Consider the following 16,748-nt stretch of genomic DNA (forward strand, 5'->3'; position numbering starts at 1 on the left):
AGATAGCACAATCCTTTGTCTTTCGGAATGATGCTTAAAGTTGCGTTGACTTATTGATGCTTTTTGTTCGAGAGTTCTTGATAAAAAACCGATTTCATTCTTTTTCGTTTGTGGCTTACCTATAAAAACCAACAGTGAAGCCAAACAGGTTCAATCAACCATTCAGACTATTATCACAACGCAACGATTAACCGAATCAAGGCAAATCAACTTATCTGATGTCATTGATAATTGGTTACTTGCTATTCAATTATGCTAGTGCGATGAAAGTATCCCTCTTTACCCACTCCCTGAAAAGAGGGAAGAGTTAGTCAAATCAAGGCGTTTGAGTAAACGTCTCAATTCAAAAAAAAATTATGGAAGCAATTTGAGGAAATTGAATGTCAAAACAGATTATTATTGCCGAGCAACACCACACCGCCGCAATTTTTTCGGAAAATCTCATTGAAGAGATTGTCGTAGCTACGGGAAATCAACAAGTTGGTGATATTTTTCTCGGCGTTGTGGAAAATGTCATCCCTGGCATTGATGCGGCTTTCGTTAATATCGGAGATGCGGAACGGAATGGGTTTATCCATGTCACCGATTTGGGTCCCTTGCGTCTGAAACGCAGCGCTGGAGCAATTACAGAGTTAGTCGCTCCTCAGCAAAAGGCTTTAGTCCAAGTGATGAAAGAGCCGACGGGAAATAAAGGTCCCCGTTTGACGGGTAATATTAGTTTACCTGGACGCTATCTGGTGCTGATGCCTTATGGACGAGGAGTTAATCTCTCTCGACGAATTAGCAAAGAGGGCGATCGAAGCCGTTTGCGAGCGTTAGGGATTTTAATTAAACCCGCAGGAATGGGATTATTAATCCGCACGGAAGCGGAAGGACAACCCGAAGAAGCAATTATCGAAGATTTAGAACTTCTCAAACAACAGTGGGAGTCCATTCAACAAGGCGCGAATACTACTCGTCCCCCCGCATTATTAAATCGTGATGATGATTTCATTCAAAGAGTGTTAAGAGATATTTATACCAGTGATGTGAATCGAATTGTCGTTGATTCCAATATTGGGGTGAAACGAGTCAAACAACAACTTGCCAGTTGGAATGGCGGGCGATCGCCCAATGGGGTATTAGTGGATCATCATCGGGAAAGACAGTCAATTTTAGAGTATTTTCGCGTTAATGCGGCGATTCGAGAAGCACTCAAACCGAGAGTTGATCTCCCTTCTGGTGGTTATATCATCATTGAACCCACAGAAGCACTGACGGTAATTGATGTGAACTCTGGATCATTTACTCGATCGGCGACTTCCAGAGAAACCGTTTTATGGACAAATTGTGAAGCGGCGGTAGAAATTGCTCGTCAGTTGTTATTACGGAAAATTGGGGGGGTAATTATTGTTGATTTCATCGACATGGACTCCCGACAGGATCAAATGAAGGTATTAGAGAATTTTGAACAGGCTTTGAAAAAAGACAAGGCGCGTCCACAAATTTCTCAATTATCAGAATTAGGGTTGATTGAGTTGACTCGTAAGCGTCAAGGACAAAGTCTGTATGAGATTTTCGGACAAACTTGTCCCACTTGTGCGGGTTTAGGTCATTTGGCTCATTTACCAGGGGAACATGATCCTGTTCCTGCGGTTTCAGCGACAACGATTCCGTCGCCTTCGCGGGTGAATGTTGAGGAAACAGAGGAAGACTCTGAGTTCATCTCACCGCCAGCGGACAACTCTGATTTAGAGTTGATGAATCATCCCAGTTATCAAGAATCAAGCGGAGATAACGTCAACCGTCGTCGTCGTCGTCGCACGATCGATCCACCAGCGAAAACAGAATCAACGCCGAAACCAAAGCTGAATAATGGCGCGAAAGGGTCGAATGGTGACTCAGAGTCTAGCCAGAAAAACGGCAAAGAGAGTAAAGAGATTAAGACGAAAACAGGAGGACGACCGGCGCAACGGGAAGAACCGAAGAAGAAAGTTGCAGTGGAGATGACTCCTTTGGAACAGGAGATGTATGCGTTGATGGGATTGTCGCCATTGGTGCGATTAGATGAAGAGGTCGATCGACGCAAGACTTTGGTTTATGCGGTTTCCCCAGGAGAAAATGGCACAACGGAACAGGATTCGGGAACGGAAATAGAAACAAAAACGCCTGTGGAATCTCACCCCGTTGAAAGTGGAGAGGATGAGGAACAACAGGAAGAGGTTTCCACTGAGACAGAGGAAACAGAAACCACTCCCGATTCTGTTCCCACCCCTTCGGAAACAACAGCATCCAGTGTTGAGGAAACCAAAACTGAAACATCGGTAGCGTCAAACACGGAGACGGAGAAAGAGAAAGAAACGCCCTCCGAACCGAAAGTAATTCGCCGCCGTCGTCGTCGTTCTTCTGCGAGAGAAAACTAAGCAGGTTTTTCGGGAGAAGAGGGGTTTGTTCGTTGGAGAATGACCATCTTTTCTCCCACCACTGGACTACGGGCTAAAAGTTTACCATCAGGTGTGGTGAGAACCAGTTTTGTAAAGTCGAGTTTGCGCGATCGAGCTAACATTTCTTTAGAGAGTTCATCCTGGCGATCGGCAGAGAGGTTAAACCAGTCCTCATTTACCGCAATAATCAAGCGACCATCTCGAAAATTCGCTTCTAGAGACGCAATCAATCCTTCCGCATAACGGGTGGTGATTTCTGAAACTTGTTCTTGGATAGCAGCAATTAACCCCTGTTCTGGCGTGAGTTCGGGTTCAGGGGTTTCGGGTTCGGGTTCGGGTTGAGGGGGCGTTTCTGGCTCGATCGTTTCTTCGGGAAGGGGGATGGGAGGTTCTGGTTTTTCTGATATTTCTGGTTGCTGAGAGACTTCTGTAGGGGAAACCGTTTCTTGGAATAAGTCTTCTGGAACGATCGCGATGACTCCCCAAACAATGGCAACACTCCCACCGACTAAAATTGTCGTTAGTAGCCAATCGGGAAGCGGCTTGAAGAGAGTAATTTTGTCTCTTATTTGTCTGAGAATTTTGTCCCAACCGCGAAGTTCCTCGATCGCTGGTTGAGATTGATCCGTTTCCGTCACTGAAGCAAATTCTAACTGATCAACTGTGCTTTGTAACCGTGTGATGATCCCTTTTAAGACATTGATGGTTAGCCGAGTAAAAAATCCTTGTTTCCTTGTTTCTGACTCTTCGGCGGGACTCTGATTTTCTTCTGTCATTACCTTGTAGTTCTCCAACATCTCCTCTGATGATTCACTTACTGTATCATCAACCCCACCGCTCTTGGCAGTATCCCTTTACAATATGAAAAAAGCCAAAGTCGGTCGAATAATACCCAACATCACCTGAGGTGAGAAGTAGGTTGGGTGATAACCCAACATCACCTGAAAAAGAAGTAGGTTGGGTGATAACCCAACATCACCGGAAAGAGGAGTAGGTTGGGTGATAACCCAACATCACCGGAAAGAGGAGTAGAAGTAGGTTGGGTGATAACCCAACATCAATCATGTCGAAGTAGGTTGGGTGATAACCCAACATCAATCATGTCGAAGTCGGTTCGGTGATAACCCAACATCACCAAACACCATGTCATCTTATATTAAGTTTAGTAATTGGTGTTGGGTTTCGCTTCGCTCCACCCAACCTACTTTTTATTACTAGGTAATTGGTGTTGGGTTTCGCTTCGCTCCACCCAACCTACTTTTTATTACTAGAAGGGTGAGAAAATCCCACCCAATCGTATTATTGAGGATCAGCAGCAGAAGTCGCAACTTCTCGTTTTTCCGAGGTGTGTTCTGAGGTTTCCTGATTTGCTTTGGCTTGTAAATAGGCTTCGAGTTGCGCTTCAATTTTATCTCGCACTAATTCCCGATAGGCTAAGAAATGTTCTCCTAAAGCACACATGGAGAGGTAACTTCCCCATAATTTCGGTTTAGCGCGGTACATATGGAACAGATAGCGCCAAAATGTCCAGCGCGTTTTACGGACGATTCCCTGTCGCCAGAAAATTAGTAACATGGCGCGGAGGGTGGTGCGATCGATTTGACGGGAGGGGCGATCGTGTTTCGGTTCACCAATCATTAAATACTGATTATAAGCGCGATCGAGGTAATTTTGCGGATCATATAATTCCCAAAAAGCGCGAACATACTCTGTAGCAATTTCTTCAATGGGACGAGTGGGGGTAAAATTCATCAGAGTGGTTTGATTAATATTCGCCCCTTGATCTAACAGTCGTCCTTCTTTTTGTAACCGATGCCATAATGCAGTATCAGGAAGCGCCTGTAACATACTGAACATCGCGAGGGTAATGGAGGTATTTTCCACAAATTCAATGATGCGATCGCCCGCTTGCGGTTTTTCTCCATCAAAGCCAATGATAAAGCCCGCTGTCACCCGCAACCCGTGACGCATAATTGTTTTCACCGCTTCCGAAAGGGGATCACGAGTATTTTGATGTTTCTTGGTTAAAACTAAACTGTCTTCATCTGGGGTTTCAATTCCCAAGAAGACAGAATTAAAATTCGCTTCTACCATCAAATCCATCAATTCTGGGTCTTGCGCCAAATCCACAGAGGCTTCCGTGTTGAGTGTAAACGGATAATTTTTCTCCGCCATCCAGACTTTTAATTCTCGCAACAATAGCTTCACATTGCGTTTGTTACCAATGAAATTATCATCAACAACAAAGATGCTTCTTCTCCATCCCAACTCATACAGTCGATCTAATTCTGCGATCAATTGCGCGGGGGTTTTCGTCCGTGGTTTACGTCCATAGAGGACGATAATATCGCAAAATTCACACTGGAAGGGACAACCGCGAGAAAACTGCGCTGACATATTGTCATAGGCTTCAAGCTCTAATAAATCATAGCGAGGAATCGGCGTTTGCGTTACATCGGGTTTCTCATCAGCGCGGAATTTACCACTGGTTTCTCCTCTTTCTAGTGCTTCAACAAACATCGGAAGTGTAATTTCTCCCTCATCTAGAACGAGATAATCAGCACCAGTGGCTTCGGCTTCGTGGGGTAAAGCGGTGGCATAGGGACCTCCCACCGCGACGGGTTTTCCGTATCGTTTAGCGGTTTGGATTTGGGTGTTAAAGTCTTCTTTTTGCACAATCATCGCCGAAAGAATGACTAAATCCGCCCATTCCCACTCATCGGTAGTGACTTCGCGCACGTTACAATCGACTAATTTAAATTCCCACTCTTGGGGAAGGATGGCGGCGACGGTGATTAATCCTAATGGTGGTAAAAAGGCTTTACGTCCCACTAATGCGATCGCCTCTTCAAATGACCAGAAACTTTTGGGAAAACGGGGATAAACGAGTAAAACACGCATGAAGGAGGTTTTAGATTTGTTGTAAAGTATTTCCCCTCTACATAACACAGATTTTGGGTCGAAGCCAAGTTTTCTGCAGATTTTAAGTTTAATTTTTAATTAAGATTTAATTTGATTGACTTGGTTTTGGAAGTAGTTTTCTTGATAACCTAAAGAGCGAGCGAGTTTTAGCGCTTTTTCATAAGCAATCAGCGCTTGCTGTTGTTCACCCCGTTGGCGATAAATTGCTCCCATTTTGTCATAAGTCATCATTAAACCGTAATGGTCATAGGATCGCTCTTGGACGATTAATAATTGTTCATAAATATCGAGAGTGGTTTCCAGATTACCGTCATTTTGATAGAGTTGTCCTAAGCTTAAAAGTGCTTCTGATGCGATCGAGTATTTTTGTTGTGACCAAGCTAACTGAAAGGCTTCTTGATAGATTTCACTGGCTCGATCGAACGCTTCCATTTGCTCATAGTTTTTCCCAAGTGAAACCATTAAATTCGGTAAGGGTTGCGAGTTATTTTGCTGTTGATAAAGTGCGATTAAACGCTGTTTAACTTCGCTTCCTTTGTTGTAATTCTCTGCTTCTTCATAAAGCTGACTGAGTTTTTTTAAGTATTGAATTTGAGCGAGATCATCATTTTCCGTTTTCTGTAATAGTTTCTCGTAAGTATTCGCTGCTTTTTGGTAATGAAACTGAGATTGATGAAGCTGTGCAATTTTTTCGAGAATTTTATTGGGATTAGCACTGGTTTCTAATAATACTTGATACAGCGCGATCGCGCCGTCTAATTCTCGCATTCTTTCATAACTTTTGGCAATTACTTCTAACCAATTTTGCTGATTATTTGCTTGAGCTTCCGTTTCAATTTCTCGTAAACGCTCTCGAATATTGCGGAAATCTTGAGAGCGATTTTCTGACCAAGCAATTTCTCCCACGCTTCCTAATGCTTTGATTTCCTTGACTCGATCGAGCTTCTGACGTAATCTTAACTCTCGATACCAAATCGTAAACGCTTCCTCTACCTTTCCTTGTTGATAAACCTGTTTTGCTTGCTCATTGAGTTTGTTTAACGCTTCCTCTAACCTAAACTTTTCTAACGGACTAAGGGGACGAATTACAGGCGGATCAGGAAGTAACGGATCATCAAACTTTTCGACTTGTAAAGGATTTTTAAAGGGAGTTTGAGCAATCACTGGAGTTAAGGAAACTAGGGAGAGACTCACTCCTAAACTGATTATTATTCCCTTAAATAATGGCACATTTTTCATCACAAATTAGGAAGAAATAGAGATTAATTATTTAAGTGTTGTTCGGGTGGGGGATTAATCAATTCCCATTCATTCATCACCGCAACTAAACCCCAAGTTAAAAACCCTCCCAAAACGACACCCGTCACAATTAAACTAATATAAAAACGACGCAGCATTCGCAAGTTTTCTTGTCCTTGTGGAGACAATGGTTGAGAGCTTTTTTCCGTGAAATCTTCTGACTCTCCTTGTGGAGAACCAGAGGGAAACCCTGAGTCATTTTCTTCAGTAAAAGGGGGTTGCATGGAAGGACGAGAGCCATTTTGATGAGGGGGAGAGTTATGATTATGATTGTTATTGTTAGACATGAAATTTAATCAATTTAATTTTGGTTTATACATCAGACAAAACTGGTTTCGGGATGGGTTGATAAAGGGTGTTACGCTCTTGATAAGGACGATTAATTTGATTAATTGCGCCTTGGAGATCAGCAACCTCTAAACAAGTTCCCCCTTGCGCTCCTGCCATGGTGGTAATATGTTCTTCCATGAGTGTTCCCCCCAAGTCATTACATCCACAATTTAACGCCTCTTGTGCCACTTTCAGACCTAGTTTAACCCAACTCGGTTGATGATTCGGAATCCATTTTCCTAAGTAAATTCTAGCTACTGCGGTTAACAATAGCGCATCTTCTGGAATCGGTTGATCTCTTCCGACTCTTTTTCGCAATGGTTGCGGTGCTTCTTGTCCCACAAATGGTAGTAAAATAAATTCGGTAATGCAAGCGGAATAATTCGATCGAATTGCGGTTTCTTGGAGCGATCGAAGCTGTTCTAAATGGTAGATTTGTTGTTGATGGGTTTCAATATGTCCCGACAACATGGTGCTAGTCGTAGGGACTCCCAAACGATGAGCGGTGCTGATAATTTCTAACCAAGTTTGACTGTCTAGTTTTTCTGGACAAATGATTTTGCGAGCGCGATCGTCTAAAATTTCCGCAGCGGTTCCAGGCATTGATCCCAATCCAACTGCTTTTAATTCTGCAATCACAGTTTCATAATTAATCCCATCTTCCCTAGAAATAAATTGAATTTCTTGTGGGGAAAATCCATGAAAATGAAGTTGGGGAAATGCTTCTTTAATTGTCTTCACCAATTGCTGATAATAAGCTAAAGTCGAGCCATTAATTCTCGCTAACGGGTTTAATCCTCCTTGCATACAAATTTCTGTTGCGCCGCGTTCCACTGCATTTTTAGACTTTCCTAAAATTTCCTCAAAACTCAACCAATATGATCCTTCCGTATCTGTATCACGACGAAACGCACAAAAACTACAATGCTGCTCACAAATATTCGTAAAATTAATATTGCGATTCACCACATAAGTTACCGTTTCTCCCACCTGTTTTTGGCGCAGCAAATTCGCTGTTTCTTTAATCGCTTTTCTTGCAGATTCATCGGTTTGACGCAACAATAACTCTCCCTCTCGGAGGGAAATTTGTTCTTGATTTCGCGCTCGTTTGAGAATTGTATCCAGTTCTTTAGAAATCACACTAATTCGTTATTAATAACTCGATCGGTTAGCTTCAATTTTAACCATTAGAACTGTTTTTTGACATCTTCGGGAACACTCACTGGCGATTCACCCGCGAGTTTCCGTAAATTTTGGAGTCGGATTAACTCAGAGAAACTAAGCGCATTTCGTCCTTCAATTTCTGCTATTTTTTCAATGCTGCTTAACAATGCTTGGGCGGCTGTCGTGGGATCATAACCGCGCCTTTGGGCGACTCTCAACGCCACCTCATCCGCATCTAATTCCGTTTGCACACTGCGAGTTTTGCGCCAAATTTGGCTTCCAGCTAAAACCGCTAAACCGCCACTGACAAGAAGACCAATCACATCTCCTTGCGCTACTTCCACTCCCGCACTAATTATACCAGCGACTACAACGCCTTGATAAAGATCAGGTTTAAACCATTTAATTCCTGTTAACCAACACACCGATCGAAGCAACGCTAAATCACGCTCTTCCCGTGAGAGTTCCTGCCAAAGGTCAAAGTTAATATAAATTGGTTTTGCGCCTTGTTGCCAAGGTTGAGGAAAAGGAGTCTCAATGAGACGAGATTGTTGAGGTTTCGGGATAATTTTAGTGTACATTCGCCCCGAAGCAGGCATCAAGTCGATTAAGCGACGAACTTCATCTTGATCTGGGTACATGGCTTTGGTTGCGCTTATAGGGATTCGTAACTGTTATATCACATCCTTTGTGGCATAATAACCTTGATTTTGATGGTGAGTCTCTGTTGATTGGGCAATTTTTCGATTTCGGTTCAAATAATCTCCCGATATAAAGCCTTAATTGGATTCAGTTTCTAAAACTCGCTTTAACTGCGGAATTAGTTGGTCTAAATCGTACTGAATCGTATCCCAGATAATTTCGTAACTAACCCTAAAATACTCATGTACCATCCAATTCCGAAGTGCTTTCATATCTTGCCAAGGCACTTCTGGATAACGAATTTGGATGTCTTCAGGAATTGTTCTCGCTGCTTCTCCAATAATAGTAAAGTTGTAGAGAACAGCATCGACAATGGCAGGCTGATTTTGAAATTCATCAAATGTTAATTGCTCGGTATAGTTTTGAATTTTCGCGATCGCGCTTTGAATGTCTTGAATCCGTTGCTGCCAATTTCTAGACATTTTAAAAAATACGAATTAAATCTTTAAAGACTGGTTGGCGACAATGTTCCCGTAATGATTCCAGAGTGCCTAAATCAACAGAACACCCTAATTGCTTTTCCAAATAACGTTCAATTCGTGAAAATTTAAATAAACCTGCTGGTCTTTCAACTTCCACCAGAAAATCAGCATCACTCTCTTGAGTTGCTTCATCACGAGCAACCGAGCCAAATAAGTATAACGATTTAACACCCAGTTGTTTCAGTTCTTCTTGCTGTTGTTCCAATTTTGATAAAACTTTCTCTTGTTTCACGAGTCGCTTATTATTGAATAGTTCTATCTATACTTTACACTAGATTCAGTTTTTTAATCAAAAATTCTTTGCCACCAAGGAGTCGTTTCCTTCCCTTCAATTTCCACAAAATCAATCGTATTTTTAATGTCTTCTAATTCCCAACCCGTTAACTGAGAAAGTCTTTCTGCGTTCCGTTGTTGCCGATCGCGCACTCGTTTATAATACTCTCTAGCTTCACTACAATTAGTTTCTCCCTCATAAGGATGACGAATCACATAACGTCCTTGGAAAAATTGTCGGTTGGGTGTTTCTTGAAAGCGTAAATCTTGCGGGTAAAGATTGCGGTTATAACGCAGATGAAGACGAGTAATAAAAACTGAATTATTTTCCCAAAAGACACCCGCTTGTTTTAATTCTTCTTGATTCAGGGGTTGTGCGGAACAAGGATCACATTTTCCCATGTCCCAAGCATATTCTAAAAAGACGGTTTTACCGTTATTTTCTTCCCAACTTTTCGCAAACATGGACTGATAAAAGTCGGGAAATTTCTCTTTCTCTTTAATGTAAACGGGAATGTCCACATTAGAAGGAATTTTCACGGTTTTATAATTCGTCACTTCGGCTTGACCTTGGGGAGAAAGAAGATAAACCAGTAAGTCTTGATCTCCCTGTGCGTTTAATGTTCCTAAACGAATGGGTAACATAAACCGAGGAGATTCATAAGCCATTTGTAATGGACGTAATGAGGAAAACTCTTCAGGATTATATTCTTCTAGGTTGACTTTGGCGACGAAAAATTTCAGATTTTGACGAATGTAAGGCTGTAATAATTGACTCGCACCATCAGGAATATTGTAGTTATTTCTCTTTAACCAAGTTTCTAAACCTTGAGATTCTGTTGCGCTGAGAATGACGATCGAATATTCTCCTACATCAAATTCTTCTTCTACTGTTACTCCTAAAGAATCAGCCCCTGTTCCCGCACTTCTACTGCTTTCTGGTGTAGCGGCTTGTGGTAATTCTAGCGCGATCGGGCGTTCTGGACGACAAGGATTATCATCAAAATATTCTACTAAACGAGGGGCGCTAAAACTATCAATCCGTTTAATTATTTTTGGGGTTTGAACTTGTACTTGTTCTTCTTTTAACACAACAGGAACGGGAACAACTAGGGCAAAATTTTCGATTTCTCCCTGATAGTCATTCGCCATGGTTAAAACGGTTCTTTCCCCATCTCTAGCAATAATCACTTGTGAGGCTTGGTTATACAAATCGCCGTCAGCTTGTGCGACATAAAATCCACAAAATGCGAATGCAGATGTTGGGTTAATTAAAAAAACGACGATCGCGCTGATGATGCCAACAATTAATTTACAGTTAAGAAATTTGAGTTTCTGCATGGTTTTTTCCTCCCAAATAATAAGTCGTTTCTCTCCAATTAAAGCGTTTTCCTTGCCAGAAGTAATCAAATAATGGGGTTAAAATCGAGCAGAAAAATAGAGCAAAGAAAGGAGCAGTTGCTAAGAAAAATTGATATTTTAGAATTAAAGTAAAAAGCGCGATCGTTGCTGACCAAATTATCCTTCCCACTTTCCCATCAGGAATTGAACGAGGATCACTCAGCATAAAAAAGGCAAATAATAACAAACTACCACTATTTAATTCATGCCATAAAATCTCAAATTCAAACCCTAACCAAACATTTCGGAAAGCAATTCCTAAACTATACACAAGCAGGAAAACAACGGTGGTTTCCCAACGTCCTAACCAACTTAAAATTAAGCCTCCGACACCGACAAATAATAAGGCTAAGGAAAAAGATTCTCCCCATTGTCCAGGGGATACCCATGCTTGATTGGTACAACATAAAACAATAATAATCCCAAAGTTGGCAGGATTAAATAAATGTTTCCCGCGATATCGAATTAAAAATTTACTGAGAATCCCACAAGCCGCCGCTAATGCCATTATTAATGCGGAATGAGTGCGTAAAAGCAAACATAATCCGAGACTGGTAATGATAGCGCTACGGGAAATTAAGTCTAATTTTTCTTGCTTTTTAATCAATAAGTCTGCTAAAATTTGTGTAGTTAAGCAGGAGATTATACTAATAAGAATAATCGGAACATCGATCGCCATGTCGAAATTTTGACTGAGTAAACCTAAAGCCAAAAACCAGCTTAAGGCGATCGCTTGTATATCGCGTAATTCAATTTTGACGTTGGAGATTACTTTCATTTTTCCGATAATTTTAGGTGGTATATTCAGCGTTAATGCGGACGTAATCATAACTGAGATCGCAACCCCAGGCTTTCCCTTTTGCTTCTCCAGCACCGAGATCAACGGTGATCAAAACGGTATCTTCTTTCAAGTATTCTCCTTTGGCTTTTGCTTTTAAATACTCACTGGCGGCAGATCGATCGAATTTGACGGGTTGACCGTCTTTTAATAATAAGAAATCCCCCAATTTAATTGCTAAATTTTCCGCTTCAAAGGCGACACCCGATCGTCCAGTGGCGGCGGCAATTCTTCCCCAGTTGGGATCGCGCCCAAAAATCGCTGATTTGACTAAGGATGAACCCGCGATCGTTTTTGCCACTTGTTGCGCGGCAGCTTCATTGGCAGCACCGATCACTTGCACTTCGATTAAACAGGTTGCGCCTTCGCCGTCTCTCGCGATCGATCGCGCCAGATGTTGACAAGCTGCGGTAAGCATTGCTTCCAGTTGATCCGCTTCCATACCGCTTTCGGTAATCGCGGGGGTGCGTGACTGACCATTAGCGAGAGCAATCAATGCGTCATTGGTACTGGTATCACCATCAACAGTAATCTGGTTAAAGCTGCGATCGACCGCTCGTTTGACCATATCTTGCCACAAAGCGGTTGCCACTGCCGCATCACAGGTAATAAATCCTAACATTGTTGCCATGTTGGGATGAATCATCCCTGATCCTTTTGCCATTCCCCCAATTCGCACGGGACGATCGCCGATCGTTGTTTCCAGCGCGATCGTTTTTGTGACTAAATCTGTGGTGAGAATCGCTTGGGCGGCTGCTTCACCGCCAGTTTCTTTTAAGTGTTCCACGAGAGGGGGAATCCCCGCACGAAAAGCGGTCATTGCCATGCGATGACCAATTACCCCTGTGGAAGCCAGCAACACTTCTTGTGGCTCAATTTTGAGGTGTTGCGCTAACAATTGCGCCGTTTCGATCGCATCTTCCCAACCCTGTTTCCCTGTGGCGGCGTTGGCTTGTCCAGAGTTACAGAGAATTGCACGGGCTGAGGGTTGTTTGTCTAATTGTTGGCGACAGTAATCGACACAAGCGGCGCGAACTTGTGATTGAGTGAAGACTCCCGCTGCGATCGCGCGCGTTTCGGAAAAAATCAGCGCCAAATCTGGCTGGTGAGAGGGTTTTAATCCTGCTGTAATTCCTGCGGCTTGAAATCCTTGAGGGGCTGTGATTCCCCCTGAAATAATTTTATAATTTGTCACTGTTGGGTTATGTCCTTGGCTTCACCTTATTTACAGTTGTTGGGTTACGCCGTTGGCTTCACCCAACCTACAATTTTTGGGTTACGCCGTTGGCTTCATCTCATCTACAGTTGTTGGGTTACGCCGTTGGCTTCACCCAACCTACAATTTTTGGGTTACGCCGTTGGCTTCACCTTATTTACAGTTGTTGGGTTACGCCGTTGGCTTCACCTTATTTACAGTTGTTGGGTTACGCCGTTGGCTTCACCTTATTTACAGTTGTTGGGTTACGCCGTTGGCTTCACCTTATTTACAGTTGTTGGGTTACGCCGTTGGCTTCACCCAACCTACAATTTTTGGGTTACGCCGTTGGCTTCATCTCATCTACAGTTGTTGGGTTACGCCGTTGGCTTCATCTCATCTACAGTTGTTGGGTTACGCCGTTGGCTTCACCCAACCTACAGTTGTTGGGTTACGCCGTTGGCTTCATCTCATCTACAGTTGTTGGGTTACGCCGTTGGCTTCACCCAACCTACGGCTGTTAGTTAACCGTTCAACTTTTTCCCTAACAATTGGTTCGTTAATTTTGGATCAGCACGTCCACTTGTCCGCTTCATTACTTGACCGACAAAAAAGCCTTGGAGTTTCTTCTTCCCACCGCGATATTTTTCCACTTCTTCGGGATGATCCGCTAACACCTGATCAATAATTCCCTCTAATTCGCCACTGTCGGAAATTTGGGTTAACCCCTTCTCCTCGACCATTGCTTTCGGTGAACCGCCGTTGCTTAATAATTCTGGCAGAATCTCCTTCGCAATTTTTCCGCTAATTGTACCTTGGTCAATCAAGTTCACTAATTCCGCTAGTGCGTCGGGAGTGAGAGGCAAATCAGTAATTTTGATTTTGTTCTCGTTGAGATGGGCTGCAATATCTTGAGTTACCCAGTTTGCTACTTGTTTGGGATCAGCATCGGTGGCGACTGCTGTTTCAAAATACTCTGCGACCGATCGATCATCGGTTAAAACATTGGTATCATAGGCAGACAACCCGAATGCTTCTTGGTAGCGATGCCGTTTCGCCGCAGGAAGTTCTGGTAATTCTGACTGCCATTCCTCTAGTTGGGATTGAGAAACTTGAATCGGTGGTAAATCTGGTTCGGGAAAATACCGATAGTCACTCGATCCTTCCTTACTTCGCATACTGATCGTGCGTTGACTTCCTTCTTCCCAAAGACGAGTTTCTTGGTAGAGTGCTTCTCCGTTTTCTAAAGCCTTCACTTGCCGTTGAATTTCGTAGTCAATAGCTTTTTCAATGGCGCTAAAAGAGTTCATATTCTTGATCTCAATTTTCGTCCCAAACTCACTGCTTCCCACAGGACGAACGGAAACATTGACATCACAACGGAGAGACCCTTCCTGCATATTGCCATCACCGACTCCAAGATAACGAATAATCCGTCGTAACTCTTGGGCATATTCGGCGGCTTCTTTGCCAGTACGAATATCAGGTTCAGAAACAATTTCTAATAGGGGAACACCAGCGCGGTTAAAATCGACTAGGGAATGGGTTGAGCCAGAAAGTCGATCGCTTCCCACATGAACTAATTTTCCAGCATCTTCTTCCATGTGTAAACGAGTGATACCAATTTTTTTCCGTATCGGTTCACTGCCTGGCTTTTCCACGATTTCGATTTCTAGCCAACCCTGTTCAGCGATGGGGAGATCATACTGAGAAATTTGATAATTTTTCGGGAGGTCTGCATAGAAATAATGCTTTCGATCGAACTTACTGTAAGGCGCGATTTGACAGTTCAAAGCCAATCCCGTTTTCACCGCCGATTCTAGCACTTTTTGGTTTAATACTGGCAACACGCCAGGATAACCCAAACAAATCGGAGAAACATTCGTGTTCGGTTGAGCGCCAAACGCCGTAGAAACGGGGCTAAAAATTTTCGTTGCGGTATTGAGTTGACAGTGGGTTTCTAGCCCAATGACCGCTTCGTATTTGGTTTTTGTCGGTGCCGCAGTTGTCATGGAAACCTCCCTCAAATTCTTGTGTTCTATATTCTATCGCTTTCTCGCTTGATCTTCTTCCCAGAGGGATTTCTCCTCTGTTTGATAGAGGTGAAATTAACAATGGATCAGGTTTAATACATTTTATATCCTTATTTTTAAGTTTTATTTTTTTCTGTTAAGTTAAATAGGGTGGCGATCGATTTGATCCCGAAGCCTAATTTATAAAAACTTAATTTTTAATTCAGGAGTTTACGTTATGACGACCATGGCAACTCAGCCTTTAGAAACAGAAAATAAAATGTTACTGTGTCACTTTTTTAATCACCGTGATCAAGTCGTGATTGCTCGCATCAGTAATATTCCCAATTGGTATCTAGAAAGAGTCGTTTTTCCAGCGCAAAGATTCTTATTTGAAGCACCGGAAGAAGCGGTTTTAGAGATTCACTCTCCAGAACAAGGAACGATCCATGAAGACACGATTCCCTGTCGCGATCTTTCGATTAGTCAAGATGCTTTAAATAATTAATTCCCTTAAATTGAACCTAGAAAATGCTCGACTTGAGTAAGTATTTATTATTAATAGGAGAGTTAACTTCAGAAAAAAGGAGATTTTAAATGTCCACCAAAGCTACAGTAGCTCATGGTTCTAATTTTCACTTGTATAAGGAAGTTTGTGATGAAAACTTCATCTATTTATCATTAGAGGGAGTTTCCTTTGAGGCGAGTTACAATCGGGTTATGGTTCCCATTCCCGTGCATATTTGGGAAGTAATTCGCCAGTATCCAGGAACTGACTTATCTTGGTCAGATCATACTGATGAAGAAATTGAGAGCTATGTGGAACAAGAGGTCAATAAACGGATCATGGCGTATCAGCAAGCCGAAAACGACCAACATCGGGGGTTAATTGCTTTATCTGGTTCGCTAGTTTATGGTTCTGCTGATTCTCCTCGCCAAGAACAGCTTGAACAAGGGGTTGCTTATTTCAAACGATTGAGAGAGCATCAGCAACAAATCAAACAAGCGATCGAGCTATTAGAGAAAACGAACAAAAAGCAAAACTTAAGAAGATCATGATTAATTTTTTGCCTGATGGGAGTTTCCGTTTTTTGGTACTCGATCGCACTGCAAACGTAAGTTGGGTGGAGATGTAGATGTAGGTTGGGTGGAGGACACGAAACCCAACATCATCCATTAGTAATCTGTAATTTTGTCAAATTATTGTATTAGGAAAACTAATTCAACCTTCTCCATAAATTAGATTTTTATATCAAACTCTGTCCTTTACACTTCTTAACCATTTTTGGATCGGGAAAAATATTGACGAGATTACGCCTTTACAGCTATGATTGTCAAAATGATAATCCCACGGGATGATCTGTGCTTTTATCAATTTAGCCACCTCAAAGACTGATGATTTCGTGGCTAGTTTTCAAATCTTGTCAAGTTTTTGGGAAAGAGTTTAAACCAATTTTTACCAGTCAATGTTAAAGTTTGCAGCGAAGGGTTGACGAAAAAACGGTTTAATGCTGTGGGGAAATCTTCTTGGCGTGACCGTGAGTTTCACCCCCTACATCATACAACAATTGGGGGTGAATTGATCGCGCGATCGTCAACTTAATCGATCGGTTCTGTGGATTCGATCGAACTGCGAAAGTAGAAAGTAGGTTGGGTGGAGGACACGAAACCCAACATAAATTAGTCATTAGTCATTAGTCATTGGTC

General features: G+C 42.4%; 16 protein-coding genes. 4 read left to right on the forward strand and 12 right to left on the reverse strand.

What is annotated here, in order from left to right:
* The first annotated feature begins 380 nt into the window (after window positions 1-380).
* Complete coding sequence (locus DACSA_RS13710; protein ID WP_015230331.1) at window positions 381-2,402, forward strand: Rne/Rng family ribonuclease; 2,022 nt, start codon at window positions 381-383, stop codon at window positions 2,400-2,402.
* Here the strand turns inward: DACSA_RS13710 and DACSA_RS13715 are convergent.
* The 11 genes from DACSA_RS13715 to argJ form a co-directional block, all read right to left on the reverse strand.
* Window positions 2,399-3,199 (reverse strand): hypothetical protein, encoded by an 801-nt coding sequence (locus tag DACSA_RS13715; protein ID WP_015230332.1) that lies wholly within the window; start codon window positions 3,197-3,199, stop codon window positions 2,399-2,401. The genes DACSA_RS13710 and DACSA_RS13715 overlap by 4 nt on opposite strands.
* Before the next feature lie 523 nt (window positions 3,200-3,722).
* Window positions 3,723-5,324: a B12-binding domain-containing radical SAM protein gene (locus tag DACSA_RS13720; protein WP_015230333.1), complete on the reverse strand. Its 1,602-nt coding sequence runs from the start codon at window positions 5,322-5,324 to the stop codon at window positions 3,723-3,725.
* A gap of 99 nt (window positions 5,325-5,423) precedes the next feature.
* Entirely contained in the window at window positions 5,424-6,584 is a 1,161-nt protein-coding gene (locus DACSA_RS13725) for a tetratricopeptide repeat protein (RefSeq protein WP_015230334.1), read from the reverse strand.
* A gap of 23 nt (window positions 6,585-6,607) precedes the next feature.
* Complete coding sequence (locus tag DACSA_RS13730; RefSeq protein WP_015230335.1) at window positions 6,608-6,931, reverse strand: hypothetical protein; 324 nt, start codon at window positions 6,929-6,931, stop codon at window positions 6,608-6,610.
* A gap of 25 nt (window positions 6,932-6,956) precedes the next feature.
* Entirely contained in the window at window positions 6,957-8,114 is a 1,158-nt protein-coding gene (cofH, locus tag DACSA_RS13735; RefSeq protein ID WP_015230336.1) for a 7,8-didemethyl-8-hydroxy-5-deazariboflavin synthase subunit CofH, read from the reverse strand.
* A gap of 47 nt (window positions 8,115-8,161) precedes the next feature.
* Window positions 8,162-8,779 carry a DUF3318 domain-containing protein gene (locus tag DACSA_RS13740; RefSeq protein ID WP_015230337.1) on the reverse strand — a complete coding sequence of 206 codons (618 nt, stop codon included), beginning with the start codon at window positions 8,777-8,779 and terminating at the stop codon, window positions 8,162-8,164.
* Between the two features lie 138 nt (window positions 8,780-8,917).
* Window positions 8,918-9,262 (reverse strand): HepT-like ribonuclease domain-containing protein, encoded by a 345-nt coding sequence (locus tag DACSA_RS13745; RefSeq protein ID WP_015230338.1) that lies wholly within the window; start codon window positions 9,260-9,262, stop codon window positions 8,918-8,920.
* 1 nt (window position 9,263) lies between these two features.
* Window positions 9,264-9,554, reverse strand: coding sequence for a nucleotidyltransferase family protein (locus DACSA_RS13750; RefSeq protein WP_015230339.1), 291 nt, complete (start codon window positions 9,552-9,554; stop codon window positions 9,264-9,266).
* 53 nt (window positions 9,555-9,607) lie between these two features.
* On the reverse strand, window positions 9,608-10,936 hold the full coding sequence (locus tag DACSA_RS13755) for a DUF2330 domain-containing protein (protein ID WP_015230340.1): 1,329 nt from the start codon (window positions 10,934-10,936) through the stop codon (window positions 9,608-9,610).
* Window positions 10,914-11,774, reverse strand: coding sequence for an RnfABCDGE type electron transport complex subunit D (locus DACSA_RS13760; protein WP_015230341.1), 861 nt, complete (start codon window positions 11,772-11,774; stop codon window positions 10,914-10,916). Before DACSA_RS13760 ends, DACSA_RS13755 begins: the two co-directional genes overlap by 23 nt.
* A 13-nt stretch (window positions 11,775-11,787) precedes the next feature.
* Complete coding sequence (gene argJ, locus DACSA_RS13765) at window positions 11,788-13,029, reverse strand: bifunctional ornithine acetyltransferase/N-acetylglutamate synthase (protein ID WP_015230342.1); 1,242 nt, start codon at window positions 13,027-13,029, stop codon at window positions 11,788-11,790.
* Window positions 13,030-13,038: 9 nt separating this feature from the next.
* Here argJ and DACSA_RS20825 point away from each other — a divergent pair, with 9 nt between their 5' ends.
* Window positions 13,039-13,557 (forward strand): hypothetical protein, encoded by a 519-nt coding sequence (locus DACSA_RS20825; protein ID WP_015230343.1) that lies wholly within the window; start codon window positions 13,039-13,041, stop codon window positions 13,555-13,557.
* On the opposite strand, the gene gatB is transcribed toward DACSA_RS20825, so the two are convergent.
* On the reverse strand, window positions 13,554-15,041 hold the full coding sequence (gene gatB, locus DACSA_RS13770; RefSeq protein ID WP_015230344.1) for an Asp-tRNA(Asn)/Glu-tRNA(Gln) amidotransferase subunit GatB: 1,488 nt from the start codon (window positions 15,039-15,041) through the stop codon (window positions 13,554-13,556). The two genes, DACSA_RS20825 and gatB, sit on opposite strands and share 4 nt — an antisense overlap.
* 238 nt (window positions 15,042-15,279) lie before the next feature.
* Here gatB and DACSA_RS13775 point away from each other — a divergent pair, with 238 nt between their 5' ends.
* Both DACSA_RS13775 and DACSA_RS13780 read left to right on the forward strand, forming a co-directional pair.
* The gene (locus DACSA_RS13775; RefSeq protein ID WP_015230345.1) at window positions 15,280-15,549 is read left to right on the forward strand and encodes a DUF1830 domain-containing protein; all 270 of its coding nucleotides are present in this window, start codon (window positions 15,280-15,282) and stop codon (window positions 15,547-15,549) included.
* An 89-nt stretch (window positions 15,550-15,638) separates the two neighbouring features.
* A complete protein-coding gene (locus tag DACSA_RS13780; RefSeq protein ID WP_015230346.1) occupies window positions 15,639-16,100 on the forward strand; it encodes a hypothetical protein in 462 nt (153 codons plus the stop codon).
* The last annotated feature ends 648 nt before the right edge of the window (window positions 16,101-16,748 follow it).

The sequence above is a fragment of the Dactylococcopsis salina PCC 8305 genome, from assembly GCF_000317615.1.
GTDB classification, from domain to species: domain Bacteria; phylum Cyanobacteriota; class Cyanobacteriia; order Cyanobacteriales; family Rubidibacteraceae; genus Halothece; species Halothece salina.